This is a genomic window from Lysobacter antibioticus, assembly GCF_000731095.1.
Taxonomy (GTDB): Bacteria; Pseudomonadota; Gammaproteobacteria; order Xanthomonadales; family Xanthomonadaceae; genus Lysobacter; species Lysobacter antibioticus_B.
Genome location: NZ_JMTZ01000070.1, coordinates 21,101 through 38,538, shown reverse-complemented (window position 1 = coordinate 38,538; position 17,438 = coordinate 21,101). Strand labels below are relative to the sequence as shown.

At 67.9% G+C, this 17,438-nt stretch carries 17 protein-coding genes; 8 read left to right on the top strand and 9 right to left on the bottom strand.

The features are described from left to right. Positions 1-163: 163 nt before the first annotated feature. From EX88_RS0118295 to EX88_RS0118285, 3 genes are all read right to left on the bottom strand, one after another. Positions 164-613 carry a TfoX/Sxy family protein gene (locus tag EX88_RS0118295; RefSeq protein ID WP_031373439.1) on the bottom strand — a complete coding sequence of 150 codons (450 nt, stop codon included), beginning with the start codon at positions 611-613 and terminating at the stop codon, positions 164-166. Between the two features lie 31 nt (positions 614-644). Then, positions 645-3,089, bottom strand: a complete 2,445-nt coding sequence (locus EX88_RS0118290) for a TonB-dependent receptor plug domain-containing protein (RefSeq protein ID WP_051885277.1) — start codon at positions 3,087-3,089, stop codon at positions 645-647. A gap of 490 nt (positions 3,090-3,579) precedes the next feature. After that, positions 3,580-4,998 carry a M1 family metallopeptidase gene (locus EX88_RS0118285; RefSeq protein ID WP_235186336.1) on the bottom strand — a complete coding sequence of 473 codons (1,419 nt, stop codon included), beginning with the start codon at positions 4,996-4,998 and terminating at the stop codon, positions 3,580-3,582. Between the two features lie 349 nt (positions 4,999-5,347). Here EX88_RS0118285 and EX88_RS0118280 point away from each other — a divergent pair, with 349 nt between their 5' ends. Together EX88_RS0118280 and EX88_RS0118275 are read left to right on the top strand one after the other, a co-directional pair. After that, the gene (locus EX88_RS0118280) at positions 5,348-6,547 is read left to right on the top strand and encodes a glycoside hydrolase family 64 protein (protein WP_031373436.1); all 1,200 of its coding nucleotides are present in this window, start codon (positions 5,348-5,350) and stop codon (positions 6,545-6,547) included. Between the two features lie 144 nt (positions 6,548-6,691). Then, positions 6,692-7,087, top strand: a complete 396-nt coding sequence (locus EX88_RS0118275; protein ID WP_031373435.1) for a DoxX family protein — start codon at positions 6,692-6,694, stop codon at positions 7,085-7,087. Between the two features lie 166 nt (positions 7,088-7,253). Here the strand turns inward: EX88_RS0118275 and dbpA are convergent, their stop codons facing one another. Next, entirely contained in the window at positions 7,254-8,624 is a 1,371-nt protein-coding gene (gene dbpA / locus EX88_RS0118270) for an ATP-dependent RNA helicase DbpA (protein WP_031373434.1), read from the bottom strand. Positions 8,625-8,831: 207 nt separating this feature from the next. Between dbpA and EX88_RS0118265 the strand changes: the two genes are divergently transcribed. From EX88_RS0118265 to EX88_RS0118250, 4 genes are all read left to right on the top strand, one after another. Further along, positions 8,832-9,401, top strand: coding sequence for a hypothetical protein (locus tag EX88_RS0118265; RefSeq protein ID WP_036149382.1), 570 nt, complete (start codon positions 8,832-8,834; stop codon positions 9,399-9,401). A 102-nt stretch (positions 9,402-9,503) separates the two neighbouring features. After that, positions 9,504-9,998 (top strand): GreA/GreB family elongation factor, encoded by a 495-nt coding sequence (locus EX88_RS0118260; protein WP_031373432.1) that lies wholly within the window; start codon positions 9,504-9,506, stop codon positions 9,996-9,998. 305 nt (positions 9,999-10,303) lie between these two features. Continuing rightward, positions 10,304-11,290, top strand: coding sequence for an acyl-CoA desaturase (locus tag EX88_RS0118255; protein ID WP_081931194.1), 987 nt, complete (start codon positions 10,304-10,306; stop codon positions 11,288-11,290). Further along, the gene (locus EX88_RS0118250) at positions 11,287-12,354 is read left to right on the top strand and encodes an SRPBCC family protein (RefSeq protein WP_036149380.1); all 1,068 of its coding nucleotides are present in this window, start codon (positions 11,287-11,289) and stop codon (positions 12,352-12,354) included. The genes EX88_RS0118255 and EX88_RS0118250 overlap by 4 nt, the downstream gene beginning before the upstream one ends. 27 nt (positions 12,355-12,381) lie before the next feature. Here the strand turns inward: EX88_RS0118250 and EX88_RS0118245 are convergent, their stop codons facing one another. Further along, the gene (locus EX88_RS0118245; RefSeq protein WP_031373429.1) at positions 12,382-12,693 is read right to left on the bottom strand and encodes a metalloregulator ArsR/SmtB family transcription factor; all 312 of its coding nucleotides are present in this window, start codon (positions 12,691-12,693) and stop codon (positions 12,382-12,384) included. A 321-nt stretch (positions 12,694-13,014) separates the two neighbouring features. Further along, a complete protein-coding gene (locus tag EX88_RS0118240) occupies positions 13,015-14,049 on the bottom strand; it encodes a fatty acid desaturase (RefSeq protein WP_031373428.1) in 1,035 nt (344 codons plus the stop codon). A 152-nt stretch (positions 14,050-14,201) separates the two neighbouring features. Here EX88_RS0118240 and EX88_RS0118235 point away from each other — a divergent pair, with 152 nt between their 5' ends. After that, entirely contained in the window at positions 14,202-14,471 is a 270-nt protein-coding gene (locus tag EX88_RS0118235; protein ID WP_031373427.1) for a GIY-YIG nuclease family protein, read from the top strand. A gap of 2 nt (positions 14,472-14,473) precedes the next feature. Here the strand turns inward: EX88_RS0118235 and EX88_RS0118230 are convergent, their stop codons facing one another. Together EX88_RS0118230 and EX88_RS0118225 are read right to left on the bottom strand one after the other, a co-directional pair. After that, positions 14,474-14,863: an MAPEG family protein gene (locus EX88_RS0118230; protein WP_031373426.1), complete on the bottom strand. Its 390-nt coding sequence runs from the start codon at positions 14,861-14,863 to the stop codon at positions 14,474-14,476. A 13-nt stretch (positions 14,864-14,876) separates the two neighbouring features. Beyond that, on the bottom strand, positions 14,877-15,869 hold the full coding sequence (locus EX88_RS0118225) for a zinc-dependent alcohol dehydrogenase family protein (protein ID WP_031373425.1): 993 nt from the start codon (positions 15,867-15,869) through the stop codon (positions 14,877-14,879). Positions 15,870-16,041: 172 nt separating this feature from the next. On the opposite strand from EX88_RS0118225, the gene EX88_RS0118220 reads away from it, so the two are divergent. Further along, positions 16,042-16,269: an RNA-binding S4 domain-containing protein gene (locus EX88_RS0118220; RefSeq protein WP_031373424.1), complete on the top strand. Its 228-nt coding sequence runs from the start codon at positions 16,042-16,044 to the stop codon at positions 16,267-16,269. 66 nt (positions 16,270-16,335) lie between these two features. On the opposite strand, the gene EX88_RS0118215 is transcribed toward EX88_RS0118220, so the two are convergent. Further along, the gene (locus tag EX88_RS0118215; RefSeq protein WP_200875866.1) at positions 16,336-17,328 is read right to left on the bottom strand and encodes a hypothetical protein; all 993 of its coding nucleotides are present in this window, start codon (positions 17,326-17,328) and stop codon (positions 16,336-16,338) included. Between the last annotated feature and the right edge of the window lie 110 nt (positions 17,329-17,438).

Sequence of the window (17,438 nt, the reverse complement as noted above, 5' to 3'; positions counted from 1 at the left end):
GTCGCTCCTACCCCTTGCTGCGCGGCTCCTGGGTAGGAGCGGCGCGAGCCGCGACCGCGCAGGCGGGTGCTGCGAAAGTACGCGGGGCCGATTGGCTAATCGCTTCGATCAGCGGCATCGGGCTCGGTTTCTACCTGTCCCGCGGTCGCGAAAAGGATTGCGCTCAATCGTGCGCGGCGGGTTTGCGTCGTGATGCTTTCTTCACCGTGATTTTCTTCGCCGCGACTTTCTTCACCGCAGCCCTCTTCGCTACGACCCTCTTCGCCTTCGCCTTCTTCGGCGGCGCGGCATTGGCTTTGCGCAAAGCGGCCTGGTAGGCCAAGGTCAGCCACGGTTTCATGTCCTGCGGCGAATCCATCGCCGACTCGGGCACCGACCAGAAACTCAGCTCGATCGGTTTGCGCTGGCGCGTATAGACGAAGGGCTCGCAGCCGGCCGCGCGGAAACGCGGCGCGGTCTGCGCGTCGACCTTGAGGTAGACCGCCTCGTCGGCGATCAAGGCGATCATCAGGCCATCGTGGTAGATGCCATGACCGCCGAACATGCTGCGCGCCGACAAGGCGCCGAAGCCGGACGCCAGGTCGCGCAGATGGGCGATGAAGGCCTCGCTCACGCGAGCGCCTTCATCGCCGCCTTGGCCTCGATCAGAAGCGGTGCCACAGACGCACGTAATACGCCGCGCCGTTGAGACCGAACTGGACGCTGTCGAAGATATGGCCGTTGTCGGTTTCGTCGGCGTTCTGGCGGGTCGGCTTGACGTTGAAGATGTTGGCGCCGCCCACCGTCAGCTTCGTATTCTCGGAGAACGAATAGGTCGCGCTGAGGTCGGCCGAGGTCTTGGCCTTGTAACGCGCATTCGGCACGCCGCCTGCGGTACCCGAGAACGTGCCCAGGGTCTGCGGGCCGAAGTGGATCACCTTGACGTTGCCGGCCCAGGGACCGCGCGACAGGTCGAAGCCGAGCACGGCCTTCGACTTCGGCGCGCCCTGCTCGATGAACAAGCGCTCGCGCTCCGACAACAGCACGTCCTCGCGGCCGATCAGCGCCGGCGGCGCGTGGATGGCGTTGACCTTGGTGCGATTGAGGTTGAGGGCGAAGAAGGTGCCGAGCTTGACGTCTTCGCCGAGCTGGCGCTCGTTGTTGAAGGTGAAGTCGAGGCCTTCGGTGCGGGTGTCGACCGAATTGACGAAGAACTGCGCCTGACCGACGCCGAGGTCGTCGAGAATGCTGCCGATGGTCGGGTCGGTGGTGTCGAAGCGGCCGCTCAGCACGATGCGGTCGTCGATGTCGATGCGGTAGGCGTCGAGGGTCAGCGAGGTGTCGGCGGTCGGCGACCAGGTCAGGCCGAGGGTGTAGTTACGCGACTCTTCCTTGGTCAGCAGCGGCAGGCCGGCGGCGTTGGCGATGGTGCCGCCGTTGGGCGCGATGACGACATCGACCGGTTCGCCGTTGACGAAGTCGGTGATGGTCGAGGAGAAGAACTTCTGCTGCAGCGAGGGCGCGCGGAAACCGGTGCTGGCCGAGGCGCGCAGCATCAAGGTGTCGGTGGCGCGGAAGCCGGCGGCGAGCTTGCCGGTGGTGGTCTTGCCGAAGTCGCTGTAGTCCTCGTAACGCACCGCCACGCCGGCGGTGAAGCGGTCGGTGAAGTCGGCTTCGAGGTCGACGTAGGCGGCCCAGTTGTCGCGGCTGTGCGAGCCGGCGTCGGCCGGCTGGAAGCCCGGGAAGCCCTGGCTGCCGGCGTTGCCGCCCTCGCCCACGCCGTCGGCGTCGATGTAGGAACCCGGCTCGCCGGCGAAGATCTTGTAGCGTTCGTCGCGACGCTCCAGGCCGAAGGCGACGTTGAGGCCGTTGAAGACCTGGTCGTAGAAACGGCTGACGTCGAAATTGATGGTCTTCTGCTGGAACGAGAAGCCGCCGGCATCGAAGCTGTCGGCGCTGACGCCGCGGCCGCCGTTGAGCAGGTCGAGGTTGGCGATCGAGGCGTTGAGGGTGTTGTTGATGTCGTAGCGCAGCTCGTTGAAGCCGTAGGTGTAGGACAGATCGGCGTTCCACTCGCCCATCGTCCAGCGCAGGCCGAGGATGCCGTAGCGGTCCTTGAGTTCGCCGTCGATGAAGGGCACGAAACCGTCCGGGTACATCGCCGCGGAATTGCGCGAGGGGATGTCTTCCGAGCCCAGGCCGTCGCGCGCGAACGCCGCCGAGGACGCATCGCGGTTCTGCACGCCGCCGGTGAAGTACAGGGTCAGGTTTTCGCCGAGGGGCTTTTCGCCGTTGACGAAGATGGTCTGGTTGCGGATCTTCGAGTCGCCGATGATGCGCGGGCTGCCGGCGGGCTCGGAGCGGTCGGAGCGGCCGCGGTCCTGGTACTCGCCGGTGATGCCGATGGTGCCGTCGCTGCCGAGGCCGAAACCGCAGTAGGCGGTCGCCAGCCAGTTCTCGCCGTCGCCCTTGGAATACTGGCCGTAGCCGGCGACCGCTTCGCAACCCTTGCGCTTCTTCAGCGAGATGTTCATGACGCCGGCGATGGCGTCGGAACCGTACTGGGCCGCGGCGCCGTCGCGCAGGATCTCGACACTGTCGATCGCCATCAGGGGGATGGTGTTGAGGTCGGTACCGGTGTTGCCGCGGTTGCGCGCGCCGAACAGGTTGAGCAAGGCGGTGGTGTGGTGGCGCTTGCCGTTGACCAGGACCAGGGTCTGGTCCGAACCCAGGCCGCGCAGCGCCGCCGAGTCGACCAGGTCGGCGCCGTCGGCGCCGCTCTGGCGGGTCGAGTTGAACGAGGGCGCGGCGTATTGCAGCGACTGGGCGAGGTCGAACTGGGCGCCTTCCTCGGTGTTCTTGGCCATCGGCAGCACGTCGACCGGCGAGATCGAGGTGGTGTCGGAGGAGCGCTGGCTACGGCGCGAACCGAGCACCGACACCGTCTCCAGGGTCCGGGCTTCGCTTTCCTGAGCCGGCGCGGCCTCGGTCTCCTGGGCGGCGGCGCTGCCGGCGAAGAGGCCGCCGGCGACCCACAGCGCGCAATGGACGGCGCTGAACAGGCGGGCACGGCAGAGGGGACGGAGAGGACGGCGGCTGGCTTGCGTCATAGCGAGGATCCTTGGCGAGGCGGGCTGGGCATCCCCTTAGCCTAAAGCCAAGACGCCAGTTCGTGCACAGTCCGCGACTCGGAAGTGCAAACAAACAGTGCCGGGGGCCGCGCAATGGATAGCGCGGCACAGGGGTTCGGGGACAGGCCGCGAGCCCTGGGACGCCGGTCCATCCCGCCCGAATGACGGCCCGGTTGGGCCGGCACGGCGCCGCGATGGGGCGGGTACGAGGTCGCGGCTTGTGACCGAAGGAAATCCAGTCGGACGCCGCTCCTACCCCTTGGTTACGCGGTTCCTGAGTAGGAGCGGCGCAAGCCGCGACCACGGAACTTCGATCCGCGACGAGGGCCCCATGGGCCCGAGAACAGATGGATGGGGCGGTTCGCACGAGAACAACGCCGGTTTTCTTTTATCTAACACCGGCTTCTGAGGCGGCGCGGTCGCGGCTTACGCCGCTCCTACATTGGCTGCGTCGGATGCCATGCCGCGCTCACTTCGCAGGCGCCGCCGGCTTCGCCGCGACTTCCGCCGATTCGACCCAGCGCGCGAAAAACTCGCGCAGGTCGCGGCCGCTCGCGCGTTCCATGGCCCGGCGGAAATCCGCGGTCACCACCGAATGGCCGTAGTGCGCGCGGGTATAGGCGCGGATGCCGCCCCAGAACGCGCGCTCGCCGAGTTCTTCGCGCAGCAGGTGCAGAACATAGGCACCCTTCTGGTACACCACGGCGCGATCGTCGGCGCTCGGCTTGGTCCAGTGTTCGTAGATCAAGGCGTGGTCCTTGCCGCTCTCGCGCAGCTTGTCCAGGCGCCGCTTCCAGCCGTCGACCTGCTTGCGATAGGCCTCGTCGCCGAAACGGTGCTGCAGATAGGCCGCGGCCATGAAATTGGCGAAGCCCTCGTTGAGCCAGAAATGACCCCAATCGCGGCAGGTGACGTAATTGCCCCACCACTGGTGCGCGGCTTCGTGCGCGATCAAGGCCTGCGCGCTCGGGTCGTCGAGCACTTCGCGGCCGTAGGCCTCCGACATCAGCGACAAGCCGGCGAGTTCCTGGCCGATGGTCTTGGCGACCAGCACCTGGCTGTAGGTACCGTTGTAACGGATGCCGGCGCGGCGGCCGAAGAAACGCATCATGTCGGGCGTGTCGGCGAACACACGCCGCAGTTGCGGCGCCTGCAGGTCGCTCGACAGATAACGCAGCGCGGCGTTTTCGCTGGTGCCGCCGGCTTCGTTGTAGCGACCGGCGGCGAAACCGTAGACATAGCTCGGCATGGCCGCATCCTGGCGCCAGCGATAGGCCTCGCGGCGGCCGCCGAGCGCCGACTTCGACATCAGGCGGCCGTTGCCGACCGCTTTCAAGCCTTCCGGCAGGGTCACGGTGAGATCGAGGGTGGCCCGTTCCTGCGGCGCATCGATGCAGACCAGCCATTGGCTGGTCGAGAACACCGTATACAGCTCGCTGCGATCGGGATGGAATTCCAGGCCAAAACGCGGCGCGCCGCGGTAAGCGATTTCGATCTCATGGCGCGAACCGGCCGCGGCCGGCGCCGCCAGGCGCACGCTCACGCGCTTGTCGAGCTTCTCGAAACTCAGCGGCTTCTTGTCTTCGCTGACCGCGACGATGTCGAGGTCGCCGGCGTCGAAATCGAAACGCTGCGCGCCCTGGGTGCGGACGATGAAACGGATCGCGACATGGCCGCGCAAGCTCTTGGCTGCCAGGTCCGGCTCGATGCGCGCGGTGTAATGCAGCACGTCGATGTCGGCGCCGGCGCGCGCGACTTCGCTCGAGGCCTTGGTCGCTGCGGCGAGGCTGGCGAAGGCCGCACAGGCGAGGACGCCGGCCGCGATCGTGCGCCGCAGCAAGCGGCTGCGCGCACGGGATTGGCCGACCTGGTTTACTGCATCGCGCATCGCTTGCTCCATCCCTTCCCCTGCCGATCGCGGTCCTGCGATTCGTGTCCGCTCGGGCCGACCCACCGGATCGGGCGTCGATCATCGCCGATGCGGACGCTGCGCTGAACCCATCGGCCGTTCATGGTTTGTCTGCGGTTAGGGATTGCGCCGGATCTGCGCCCCCGATCACTGACAGCGCTGTCATTTGCGGCCAAGGTGCGGATCGTGAGCGCAGGCGCGCGGGCGATCGCGTCGCGGGCGGTCACGCCCACCCACGCCAAGCACGCGCTTTCCCGCGGCACTGCGCCGCCTGGGCCCGCCTGGGCACAGGAAGCCGAAGGCTTGCCCCTGCTCAGGAGCCACCCAGATGGTCACTCGCCGTAGTTTCCTCAGCGCCTCCGCCGCCGCGATGGCGGCCGGCGTCGTCGCGCCCTTCGCCTCCCGCGAGGCCGTCGCGGCAGCACCGCAGCGCTTCACCCTCAACCTGGTCAATGCCTCGGGCCAGAACACCGCCTATGCCTATGTGGTGGGCCTGTCGGGCGGACGCCCCTTGTTCGTGCGCGCCGACGGCGGCAGCTATTACCCGCCCTCGCCGTCGTCGCCGGTGACGCCGCTAGGCCAGGACTGCGCGATCCCGCTCGGCGGCCATGGCTCGTCGACGCGGGTCTCGATCCCGCGCATGTACGGCGCGCGTATCTACGTCGTCACCGGCAGCAAGCTCGATTTCTTCGTCAATCCGGGCCCGGCAATCGTCCACCCCAGCTTTCTCAACACCGGCGATCCGAACTTCCACAAGAACTGGACCTTCGCCGAATTCACCTTCAACGAATACGAGCTGTTCTCCAACATCAGCTACGTCGATTTCGTCGCCGCGCCCCTGGGTTTGTCGCTGCGCTCGCTGTCGGGCCGGGTCGAAACCATTCCCGGCCTGCCCGCCGGCGCGCTCGATCCGATCTGCTACGCGCTGCAACAACAGGCCAGCCGCGAGGGTTCTGCCTGGGATTCGCTGATCCAGCGCGGCAGCAACGGCCTCAACCTGCGCGCGATGAGCGCCCACTACCAGGCCGGCCGCTTCCAGAACTATCTGAGCGGCTACATCAATGCGGTCTGGAGCAAGTACGCCTCGACCACCCTGACCGTCGACACCCAGTCCGGCTTCGGCCGCCTGACCGCGCGCGTCGGCGGCGACGGTCTGTTACGTTTCAACAACGGCGAGAGCTTCTCCCGCCCAAGCACCGCCGACGTGCTGAGCTGCGACAGCGGCCCCTTTAGCCTCGCCGGCGCCAGCGAGGTGCGCAAGGCGATCATTCCGCGCCTGGCCGCGGCCTTGAACCGCACCACCCTGCTCGACAACGCCGACCAGCCCAACGGCGAAGTGGCCAGCCGCTTCTATCGCAATGCCCAGACCAACCACTACGCGCGCCTGGTGCACGAGCGCCTGCCCGACAACCGCGGTTACGCCTTCCCGTACGACGACGTCTCGCCGAGCGGCGGCCAGGACTTCAGCGGCGCGGCGCGTTCGGGCGACCCGGACACGCTGACGGTGACCTTGCGCGCCCTGCGCTGAGCGATTCGCGACGACGCTCAGCGCGCCAGGCCAGCCGTGCCCCAGCACGGCCGGCCTGGCCATACCGCAGCGCAGCAAGCGCCGTCCGGGCCTGGCCTATGATGCGAACGACCCGCCCTCGCGGCGGCCCGCATCGGAGACGCCATGAACGCCGACAAGCACCAGGACCTGGGCAAGCTGATTCTTCGTCTCGCGCTGGGCGTGCTGATCCTCCTGCATGGCATCGCCAAGCTGCGCGGCGGTACCGCCGGCATCGTCGGTCTGGTCGAATCGCAGGGCCTGCCGGGTTTCCTCGGCTACGGCGTATTGATCGGCGAGGTGCTTGCGCCGGTGTTGGTGATCGTCGGCTATCACGCCCGCATCGGTGCGGCCTTGATCGCGGCCAATATGCTGGTCGCGCTGGGCCTGGTGCACCTGGGCCAGATCGGCCAGCTCAACGAGCAAGGCGGTTGGGCGCTGGAACTGCAGGCGATGTTCCTGGCCGCGGCGGTCGCGCTGGCCTTGTTCGGCCCTGGCAAGTTCAGCCTCAACGGCAAGTAGCGAGTGCGGCGCTGCGGCCGGTCGGCTCGACCGGCTCGCTTGCGTTCGCCCATGCCGATCGGATCGCATCGCATCGCATCGATCCGATCGCGCAGCTCGGATCAACCCGATCGAATCAACCCGATCAGACCATCCTGATCAGGTCCCCCTGATCAGATCATCCTGACTAGATCCGGTTGACCCGGAATTTGCGGCCTTTGATCTTGCCCTCGCGCAGGCGCGCGAGCGCTGCGCCGGCCTGCGCGCGCGCCACCGCCACGTACGAGCGCGTCGCGTAGACGTTGATCTTGCCGATCGCATCGGCCTTGAGCCCGGCATCGCCGGTCAGGGCGCCGAGGATGTCGCCGGGCCGCAGCTTGTCGGTCTTGCCGGCATCGATGCGCAGGGTTTCCATCGGCGCGACCGGCGCGTTCTTGGCCTTGCCGGCCAGCGGCACGGCGCGGCGCCAGGCCAGCGGCGCGCCCTGGCGTTCCTGGATCTGATCGGCACGGCCGCTCTCGCGCGGCCCGCACAGGCTGAGGGCGATGCCGCCGCGCCCGGCGCGGCCGGTGCGGCCGATGCGGTGCACGTATACGTCCGGGTCGGTCGGCAGGTCGTAGTTCACCACCGCCGCGAGTTCCTCGACGTCGAGCCCGCGCGCGGCCACGTCGCTGGCGACCAGCACGTTGCAGCTGCGGTTGGCGAAGCGCACCAGCACCTCGTCGCGGTCGCGCTGTTCCATCTCGCCGTGCAGGGCCAGCGCGGTGAAGCCGTAATGGCTCAGCGAGCCCACGACTTCCTCGGTGTCCTTGCGCATATTGCAGAACACCACGCAGGAGTCCGGGCGGTACTCCAGCAGCAGCGCCGCCAGCAACGGGGTCTTCTTGGCCGCTTCGACTTCGTAGAAATACTGTTCGATCTGCAGCGCCGAGGCTTCGCCCTCGACCGTGACTTCGGCCGGCTCGCGCATCGCGCCGCGGGCGAGGTCGCGGATCGCGTCCGGGAAGGTCGCCGAGAACAGCAGGCTCTGGCGGGTCTTCGGGGTCTTGGCGACGATCTCGCGCATCGGCTCTTCGAAGCCCATGTCGAGCATGCGGTCGGCCTCGTCGAACACCAGGGTGCGCACGCCGTCGAGCTTCAATGCCTTCTTGCGCAGCAGCTCCTGCAAGCGACCGGGCGTGCCGACCACCACGTGCGGCGCGTGTTCCAGCGAGGCCAGTTGCGGCCCCAAGGCCATGCCGCCGCACAGCACCGACACTTTCAGGTTCGGGATCGCGAAGGCGAGTTTGCGCAGCTGCTGGCCGACCTGGTCGGCGAGTTCGCGGGTCGGGCACAGCACCAGCGCCTGGGTCTTGATCGCGGCCGGGTCGAGCCGCTGCAGCAGGCCCAGGCCGAAGGCGGCGGTCTTGCCGCTGCCGGTCGGCGCCTGCGCGATCAAGTCGCGGCCGTCGAGGATCGCCGGCAGCGCGCGCGCCTGGATCGGCGTCATCGTGGTGTAGCCGAGCGCGGCCACGCCCTGCAGCAGGGCCGGCGAGAGGGAAAGGGAGTCGAAGGCCATGGAGTCGGCAGTCGCCAAGGCCGCGGTGGGCGAGATCGGATCGTTCATGCGCCATGATCGCAGCTTCGGGCCGAGCTTGGGCTCGGCAGCACGGTTTTCCGCCGTCGCCGCACCGGATCGGGGCGGTCCGGCCTATGCTGCTGCGGTCGCCGGCGCCGCCAGACCGCCGTCGCGAGCCCCTTGCCCGAACCGGCCCGGAGACCCGCCATGGATCAGTTCCTGCATATCCGCGTCCTGCTCGGCATCGTCCTGGGCCTGGCCATCACCACCCTGCTCAAGGGCCTGGCCCGCTTCGTCCAGCACCCCGGCCGCGACCGCGTCTACGGCGTGCATATCGCCTGGGCGATCTCGATGTTCACCCTGCTCGCGCATTTCTGGTGGTGGGAGTTCCGCCTGGTCCACCACGTGCACTGGAGCTTCGTCGCCTACGCTTTCCTGATCCTGTACGTGGTGGTGCTGTATCTGTTGTGCACCTTGCTGTTTCCCGACGACATCGGCGACTACGGCAGTTGGCGGGAGTATTTCCAGTCGCGGCGCAAATGGTTCTTCGGGATCATGGCGGTGTCCTACCTGATCGATTTCGGCGACACCCTGATCAAGGGCCGCGCCTATTTCGACAGCTTCGGCATCGAGTACCCGCTGCGCAACCTGAGCTACGTGCTGCTGTGCCTGGTCGCCATCCGCACCCGCTCGGAAACCTTCCATCGCGCCTTCGTCGCCGCCAGCCTGATCTACCAGGTGTCCTGGATCTATCGCCTGTTCGACTTCGTCCAATAGGCGCGAGTGCCGCGCCATGCAGCGCACCCGCTGTTGCGGGCTCACCCAGCGGCAACGTAGCGCCGCCTATGCTGGCCGCATGATTCCGTCTTGCGTACACCCATGAGCCGAGCTTTCGTGAAAGAAGGCGACGGCGACGAAAACGCCGGCGATCTGCCCGAACTGCCGATCAGCGAGCATCCCAACTACGTCACGCCGCGCGGCATGGCCTTGCTGCGCACGCGCCTGGACGATGCCGGGCGGCGCCTGGGCGAGATCGACGCGAACGCGGTCGGGGCCCGGCTCGAAGCCGCCCACATCGAACGCGAACTGCGCTGGCTGCAGGCGCGCATCCTCGGCGCGATCACCATCGCGCCCGAGCGCCAGCCGTCCGAGCTGATCGCCTTCGGCGCGCGGGTCGAGGCGGTCGACGACGACGGCCGCGAATACCGCTACCGCATCGTCGGCGAAGACGAAGCCGACCCGGAGCTCGGCCTGATCAGTTGGGTGTCGCCGCTCGCGCGCGCCCTGCACGGCGCGCGCGTCGGCGACAGCGTGGTCTGGAAGCGGCCGGCCGGCGATCTCGCGATCGAAGTGCTGGCGATCGATTACGGCTGAGCCGCGCCGCGGTATCCGCATCAGCAAGACAGCTCCGACGCAGGCCGTCGGCGACGCCTCGCCGGCATCGCGCGGCGACAAGAGCACGCGTCGCACGCCCGCTTACCCCTGCCGCCTTTCCCCGACCGCTCGTCGGCAAGCGCTTGACGCTGCCCGATGGCGGAAGAATCATTTAGCAAATTAGTTAATTGCTGAATACCTGCATCAGTATGGGGTTCGGGCCGCAGCGGCTCGCCCGCTCGGCAGGCCTCGGCTCGGCGTCACCGCTCGACACCACCGCACAACACGTTCACCAGGGAGAGGTCATGAACGCATTGCCCGACAGCCTGAGATCGCATCGCGTCCAGTCGCAGGCCGACCGACTCGCCTCGATCCGCAGCGTCAGCGACGGCCGCGTGGTCTGGGAGCCGGTGCGCTCGTTGTGGTTCACCACGATGGCGCTGGGCGCGGTGGTCGGCGGCATCGCCACCTTCAGCTGGCCGGCGTTCGCCTTGTTCGTGGTGTCGACCGCGACCGTGCTCCTGCTGGGCCATTCGCTCGGCATGCACCGCAAGCTGATCCACGACAGTTTCGGCTGCCCGAAGTGGCTGGAATATCTGCTGGTGTACTGCGGCGTGCAGGTCGGCCTGGCCGGCCCGATCGGTCTGGTGCGCACCCACGACCTGCGCGACTACGCCCAGCGCCTGCCCGACTGTCACGACTACCTCGCCCATCGCCAGCCCTTCGCCATCGATGCCTGGTGGCAACTGCATTGCGAACTGCGCCTGAGCGCGCCGCCGCGCATCGAGATCGAGGCGCGCATCGCCGACGATCGCTACTACCGTTTTCTGCAACGCACCTGGATGTGGCAGCACCTGCCATGGGCGCTGGCCTTCTTCGCCATCGGCGGCTGGGGCTGGGTGTTCTGGGGCGTATGCGCCCGGGTCACCGCCGGCGTGTTCGGCCATTGGCTGGTCGGCTACTTCGCCCACAACCACGGCGGCATGCACCACGAGGTCCGCGGCGCTGCGGTGCAGGGCCGCAACGTGCGCTTCATGTCGCTGCTGACCATGGGCGAGTGCTGGCACAACAATCACCACGCCTTTCCGGGTTCGGCGCGGCTCGGCCTGTATGCCGGCGAATGGGACCCGGGCTGGTGGTTCCTGCGCGCCTGCGCACGCATCGGCCTGGTCTGGCGCCTGCGCCTGCCCGAAGACCTGCCGTCGCGCGAGGAACTGCATCGCCTGGAACCGACCTCCGCGGCGGCATTCGCCGATACCGCGCCCACTCGACTCACCCGGACCGTCCCATGAGCACCGAACCGCCCGAACTGCCGCCGTTGCCTGCCCCGCCACCGCTGCCCACACCTTTGCCGCAACCTGCGACTGCACCGCCGGCGCGGCGCCTGCGTCCCGGCCTTGCCGTCTTGGCCGGCATCGCGCCGGTACTGGGCGGCGCCCTGATCGGGCTGCTGCTGCGCTTGGCCTTCGATGGTGAACCCGGCAGCGCCTTCGCGACCATGCTGTGGGTGTTCGTCGTGCTTGCGCCGTTCGCGATCGGCGCGGTCACCGTGTATCTGGCCGAGCGGATCAAACCGCGCGGCATCGGGTATCACTTCTTCATGCCGGTGCTCAGCGTGTCGCTTTGCGTGCTCGGCAGCATGTTCATGATGCTGGAAGGGCTGATTTGCGTGCTGATGGCCCTGCCCTTGTTCGCGGTCATGGGCGGGCTGGGGGGCGTGGTGATGGGAGCGATCTGCCGCCTCAACAAACGCTCCACCACCCCGACGGTCTACAGCTTCGTCGCCCTGCCGGTGGTGCTGGCGGCGTTCGGCGTCGGCCACGAGACGCCGCAACGCTTCGAACACGTCGAACGCAGCGCGGTGATCCAGGCGACACCGGCCGAGGTCTGGAAGCACTTGCTCGATGCCGACCATATCCAGTCGGCCGAAGTCGATCGCGCCTGGATGTACCGCATCGGCGTGCCGACCCCGCTCGCCGGCGTCACCCATCGCACGCAGACCGGTCTGGTGCGTGACGTGCGCATGGGCAAGGGCATCCACTTCCGTCAGATGTCCAGCGACTGGCAGCCGCAACGCTATGTGCGCTGGCAGTACCTGTTCGAGGAAGACTCGGTGCCGGCCGGCGCGCTCGACGACCACGTGCGCATCGGCGGCGATTATTTCGACCTGCGCGACACCACCTACACCCTGACCCCGCGCGGCGACGCGACCGTGCTGACGATCCGCATGGACTATCGGGTCAGCACCGGCTTCAACTGGTATGCGGTGCCGCTGGCCGATTGGCTGATCGGCGATTTCAGCGAGGTCATCCTCGACTTCTACCGGCAGCGCGCGCAGGCGCGGCCGGCGGCCTGAGCCACGAGTCAGGACCAAAAACGAAACTCAGCCGGCCGCTTTCTTGGCGCGCCGGCTTTCGCGTTTGAGCGGCCCGCCGACCGGGCAGATCTCGAACGCGAACTGGGTCAGGGTGTTGACCAGGTTGTCGGGCACCAGCTTGTAGACCACGAACTGGCCGCGGCGCTCGCTGCTGATCAGCCCGGCGTTGACCAGCACCGACAGATGCCGCGAGATCGCCGGCGCGCTCATCTCGAAGCGCGCGGCGATGTCGCCGGCGCTGAGTTCGCGCTCGGATAGAAAGGCCAGGATCTGCCGTCGCGGCGACGAGGCCAGGGCTTCGAAGATCTTGTCCTGCATGAGGCGGGAACCGCGGCCCCGGATATTTGTTTAATTAACTAAAATACTAATTCCGAGCCACTCGAAGTCAAGCGCCGCCGGTCGGGCCGGTGCCTGGCACGGCTATCGGGTTGGAAGGCAAGCACGCAGGCGGCCGCACAACACGGCTCGCGAAGGCGAGCACCGCTGGCGAGGCAGTGTCGCCAGACTTCACAGGGGTGGTGCCGGATCAGGCCGCTCGCGCCGGGCATCGAGCCGGCGCTCACGCCCTGGCGACGCCTCGCGTCGCCGGGCAGCGGCCCAGACCGTGCAGCCTTGCGCTGCACGGCACCGCGGCCAGCCTCAGGCGCCGGCGGCCTGGACGCGTGCGCGCTTCGGGAAACCGACCATGCGCTTGAGCTCTTCGTCCCACAGCTTCAGTTGCGCGCACTTCAGGCTCGACCAGATGGTCAGGCGCGGTGCGGCCTGCAGCAGCGGGCTCGATTCGTACGCCTCGCGCAGGCGGTAGTTCGGGATGCGGCTGGAAAGGTGATGGATGTGGTGGTAACCGATGTTGCCGGTGAACCAATGCACGATATGCGGCAGGTCGTAGAACGAGCTGCCGGCGATGGCGGCTTCGTGCGAGTTCCAATCGTCCTTGCGGGTCCAGTACGCGTCTTCGAAGGTGTGCTGGACGTAGAACAGCCACACGCCGACCGCGCCGGCGATCAACACCACCGGCAGATGCACCATCAGCACGGTGTGCCAGCCGATCGCAAAGCCCATCGACAGCAGGATCAGGCCCAACGCCAGGTTGTTGAACAGCACGCTCGCCCACTCGCGCTTCCAGGTGAAGGGCAGATCGAACGGGAAACGGTGCTTGATGACGAACTGGTACAGCGGGCCGACGCCCAGCAACACCGGGGTGCTGCGGTACAAGCGGTAGCACAGGCGCCCGAACCAGGAGCGCGAGCGGTATTCGGCCACGGTCAGGGTTTCGATGTCGCCCATCTCGCGGCGGTCGAGGTTGCCCGAGGTGCCGTGGTGGATGGCGTGGGTCTTCTTCCAATAGCCGTAAGGGAACAGGGTGACCACGCCGAGGCAGCGGCCCACCAGGTCGTTGGCGCGGCTGCTGGCGAAGAACGAACCGTGGCCGCAGTCGTGCTGGATGATGAAGGTGCGCACGTACAGGCCGGCCGCCGGAATCGCCATCAGCAGGGTCCAGCCGTAGCCCCAGTTACCGACCACGCTCCAGGCCATCAGCGTCCACAGTGCGGCGAACGGCACCAGGGTGTTGACCAGTTGCCAGACGGCCCGTCCGAGGTGGGGCTTGGCGAAACGCGCGCAAAGCTGACGCAGGTTGGTGACGGTGGATTGCGGTTCGGCGTCGGCGTTCAAGCGGCAACTCCATGAAGGACGTTCCATTGTGGTGAGCGCTTCCTGACCTGGCAATGACGTTCGCAGGCGTATGGACGTGATCGCTATCGGGCTTCGGACTTTTGCCCTCCAGTTTCGGCCAGGTCGCCCCGGCCCCGGCTAGGCTATGCGGCATGTCCGCCTGGTACGTCTATCTGATCGAATGCCGCGACGGCAGCCTGTACACGGGTATTGCCGTCGATGTGGAGCGCCGCTATGCCGAACACGTCGCCGGCAAGGGCGCGCGCTACACCCGTTCGCACCCGCCGTTGCGACTGCTGGCGCAGTTTCCGCACCCGGACCGTTCGTCGGCGCTGCGTGCGGAGTACGCGATCAAGCAGCTGTCGCCGACCGCGAAACGCGCACTTTGCGCGAACGCGGCGGCCGCAACCGTCCCGGCCTGAGCTCAGAACAGCGCCCAGACCAGCTTGATCAGGCCCCACAGCGACACCGCCCACACCGCCGAACGCAGGTAGGGAATGCCGGCCGCATACACCGGCACGTAGACCAGCCGCGCCCAGAAGTAGAGCTGCGCACCGAGCGCGGTGTCGTCGTTGCCGCGGCCAGCCAGCCCGACCGCGAGCACCGCCGCGGCGAACAAAGGGAAGGTTTCGAGGAAGTTGCGCCAGGCGCGGTCCACCCGCGCAGCCACGCCGGCCAGGGGCTCGGGAGTGCCGTCGCGGGCGCTGGCGTTCCAGCGCACCCCGCGTTGCTGGGTCATGAAGGTCGCCGCGACCAGCAAATGCACGATCGCAAGCACGATCGACCAGGCCAGCATCTGCAGTTCGATGCTCATGCGCGCGTCCTCATCAGACCGGGCCGTTGGGCAGGATCAGGATCTTGCCGTCGCGCTCGCCGGCGGCGGCCGCGGCGACTGCCTGTTTGATCTGGTCCAGGCCGTAGGTCGCCTGCACCCGTGCGGTCAGTTGCCCGCTCGCGACCAGGCGCCCGATCTCGCCGAACACCTCGGCGCGGCGCTGCGGCGTCGCCGCCTGGAACCAGCGCGACAGCCAGAAACCGCGCAGGGTCACGTCGCGGAACACGAACGAGGCCGGCGAGATCGAACAGGCCTCGCCGCTCATCGCGCCGTAGTTGACCAGCACCCCGCCTTCGCCGAGCGATTGGGCGATGTGCTGGGTCGCGATGCCGCCGACCGCATCGATGCCGAGCCGGATCGGCACTTTCTCGGTGACTTCGCGCGCGCGCTTGGCGAGGTCGTCGCCGTCGACCAACACCACCTCGGCGCCGGCCGCGCGCACCGCCTCGACCGCCGACTCGCGCCGCACCACGTTGATGGTGCGCAGGCCGCGCCGCTTCGCCAGTTGGATCAGATAGCTGCCGACCGCGGAATTGGCCGCGTTCTGGATCACCCAGTCGCCGGGCTGCAGGTCGACGAACTCGCTGAGCATCAGCAGGGCGGTCGGCGGATTGATGGTGATCATCGCCAATTGCTTGGGATCGGCGCCGTCGGGCAGGGGCACCAGGCCCTTGGCCGAGGCGACCAGGTGGGTTGCCCAGGTGCCGCCCTGGATCGGCAACAGCACGGTCTGCCCGACTTGCGGATGGGCGACCTCAGGCCCGACCGCGGCGATCCGGCCCACGCCTTCGTTGCCGCCGACCGCGGGCAGCGGCGGCAACAGGCCGTACTCGCCGGTCAATGTGAGTACGTCGGAGGGGTTGATCGGCGCGGCCAGCACCTCGATCAGCACCTGGCCGGCGCCCAGCGGCGGCGCCTCGAACTCGACCGCCTCGATGACGTCCTGCGGCACCGGGCCGCGCTGCGCGTACTGGGCTTTCTTCATAAAGATAGGTCCTTCGAGGCGGTGGGCAGGGCGCTGCGGCGTGGCCGGAATCCGATCCACACCGGCTCCGGCGGCCGACTGCATACGCGAGAGTACGCCCGCGACAGTGCAAACGTCTTGCGCCCAAGTCTCAGCACTGCGACCCTGCCCCACCCGCTCAGACCCCGCCCGCATGCAACCGATCCGTTTCGAACTCGACGCCCAGCACGAACACGTCGAACTCAACCAATTGCTCAAACTGGTCGGCCTGTGCGACAGCGGCGGCGCCGGCAAGGCGATGGTCGCCAGCGGCGTAGTCCGCGTCGACGGCCAGGTCGAGCTGCGCAAGACCTGCAAGATCCGCGCCGGTCAGACGGTGGCCTGCGAGGGCGTGACGATCGAGGTCGTCGCCGGCGCCTGAGCGCCGTTGATCGAGGCTGCCTATCGAAAGCGCCGCGCGTCGAGCGCGGCCGCGCCGGTCATCGCTTCAAGCCAACGGCAAGGTCGTCGTCGCCCTGCACCAATCGTCGTGGGCGCGCTGCACGCCGCGCGTGGCGGTGACGTAGTCGCTGCTGCCGAGCGCCTCGACGAAACGGCAGGAGGCGTAGCCCTCGGCCTTGCGCTCGTAGTCGGCGACCCAGCGCTCGCGTTCGGGCAAGCGCTCGGCGGCGATCGGCCATACGCCGGGGCGCGGCCGCAGATAGGCGTGAATGCCGATGCGCCAGGGCTTGGGGCTGACCCGTGCGCGGAAGCAATGCTGGCGCCGGCATAACAACGCGTAGTACGAATCGGCGCCGACCGCATCGAAGAACTCGATCACCGCCGCTTCGTTCGGATCGAACACGCGGTGCATGGCCAGCAGCCGCAAGCCCTTCGGCGTGCGATACAAACGCAGATGCCAGTCCGGATGCGCGGCGACGAAGGCCTTGATGCGCGCCGTCGCGCGGCCTTCGGGTCCGCCGTCGGCGCGGTGCCTGCGCCGCGACTGCACGCTGGCGATCCAGGCGAACAGCCACAGCATCGCGATCATCGTCAGCACGCCCAAGCCCCAGTGCGTCGCCACGCCGACGCCGATGGCGGACGCGAGCGAAGTCCAGAAATAACCCTTGCGCCAGGCCGAGACCGGCTCGTCGAAATCGACGTCGGCGAACAAGACTTCGGGCGTGTTGAGGCAGCGCGCGCCGTAACTGTTGCGGGTGACGACGAGGTCGCCGTCGCGCTCGACGATCTGTTCGCGGATCGGCAGACCCTCGGCGTCGTAGGGCACGCGCGGCTCGCGCTTGAGCAGGCTCTCGCCGGCGAGGATGCGGTCGAAGGCGTCGCGCGCCCGCGCGTCGGCCATCGCCTGCGCCTCGCCGAGGCTCGCGTCGGACCACCCGAAGCGACGCACCGTCAGCGAACGCCGCCCGCTCGCATGGCCTTTATCGAACGCCTCGTGAACCCGGGCTTCGGCCCAGTACTCCGGAACGATCATCGCCATCGCTGCCTCCATGCAAAGTCGGCCGATTGTATGCGCAGCCTGCGGGCGACGCCGGCACTTGACGGCGCGCGCCATCGGCGTAGCATTTTCTCCACGCCCTCGGACAGACC

Excerpts from the sequence above, each read along its gene's own strand:
- EX88_RS0118290 (WP_051885277.1), bottom strand. The coding sequence starts at position 3,089 with ATGACGCAAGCCAGCCGCCGTCCTCTCCGTCCCCTCTGCCGTGCCCGC.
- EX88_RS0118285 (WP_235186336.1), bottom strand. The coding sequence starts at position 4,998 with ATGCGCGATGCAGTAAACCAGGTCGGCCAATCCCGTGCGCGCAGCCGC.
- EX88_RS0118280 (WP_031373436.1), top strand. The coding sequence starts at position 5,348 with ATGGTCACTCGCCGTAGTTTCCTCAGCGCCTCCGCCGCCGCGATGGCG.
- EX88_RS0118275 (WP_031373435.1), top strand. The coding sequence starts at position 6,692 with ATGAACGCCGACAAGCACCAGGACCTGGGCAAGCTGATTCTTCGTCTC.
- dbpA (WP_031373434.1), bottom strand. The coding sequence starts at position 8,624 with ATGGCCTTCGACTCCCTTTCCCTCTCGCCGGCCCTGCTGCAGGGCGTG.
- EX88_RS0118265 (WP_036149382.1), top strand. The coding sequence starts at position 8,832 with ATGGATCAGTTCCTGCATATCCGCGTCCTGCTCGGCATCGTCCTGGGC.
- EX88_RS0118260 (WP_031373432.1), top strand. The coding sequence starts at position 9,504 with ATGAGCCGAGCTTTCGTGAAAGAAGGCGACGGCGACGAAAACGCCGGC.
- EX88_RS0118255 (WP_081931194.1), top strand. The coding sequence starts at position 10,304 with ATGAACGCATTGCCCGACAGCCTGAGATCGCATCGCGTCCAGTCGCAG.
- EX88_RS0118250 (WP_036149380.1), top strand. The coding sequence starts at position 11,287 with ATGAGCACCGAACCGCCCGAACTGCCGCCGTTGCCTGCCCCGCCACCG.
- EX88_RS0118245 (WP_031373429.1), bottom strand. The coding sequence starts at position 12,693 with ATGCAGGACAAGATCTTCGAAGCCCTGGCCTCGTCGCCGCGACGGCAG.
- EX88_RS0118235 (WP_031373427.1), top strand. The coding sequence starts at position 14,202 with ATGTCCGCCTGGTACGTCTATCTGATCGAATGCCGCGACGGCAGCCTG.
- EX88_RS0118230 (WP_031373426.1), bottom strand. The coding sequence starts at position 14,863 with ATGAGCATCGAACTGCAGATGCTGGCCTGGTCGATCGTGCTTGCGATC.
- EX88_RS0118225 (WP_031373425.1), bottom strand. The coding sequence starts at position 15,869 with ATGAAGAAAGCCCAGTACGCGCAGCGCGGCCCGGTGCCGCAGGACGTC.
- EX88_RS0118220 (WP_031373424.1), top strand. The coding sequence starts at position 16,042 with ATGCAACCGATCCGTTTCGAACTCGACGCCCAGCACGAACACGTCGAA.
- EX88_RS0118215 (WP_200875866.1), bottom strand. The coding sequence starts at position 17,328 with ATGGCGATGATCGTTCCGGAGTACTGGGCCGAAGCCCGGGTTCACGAG.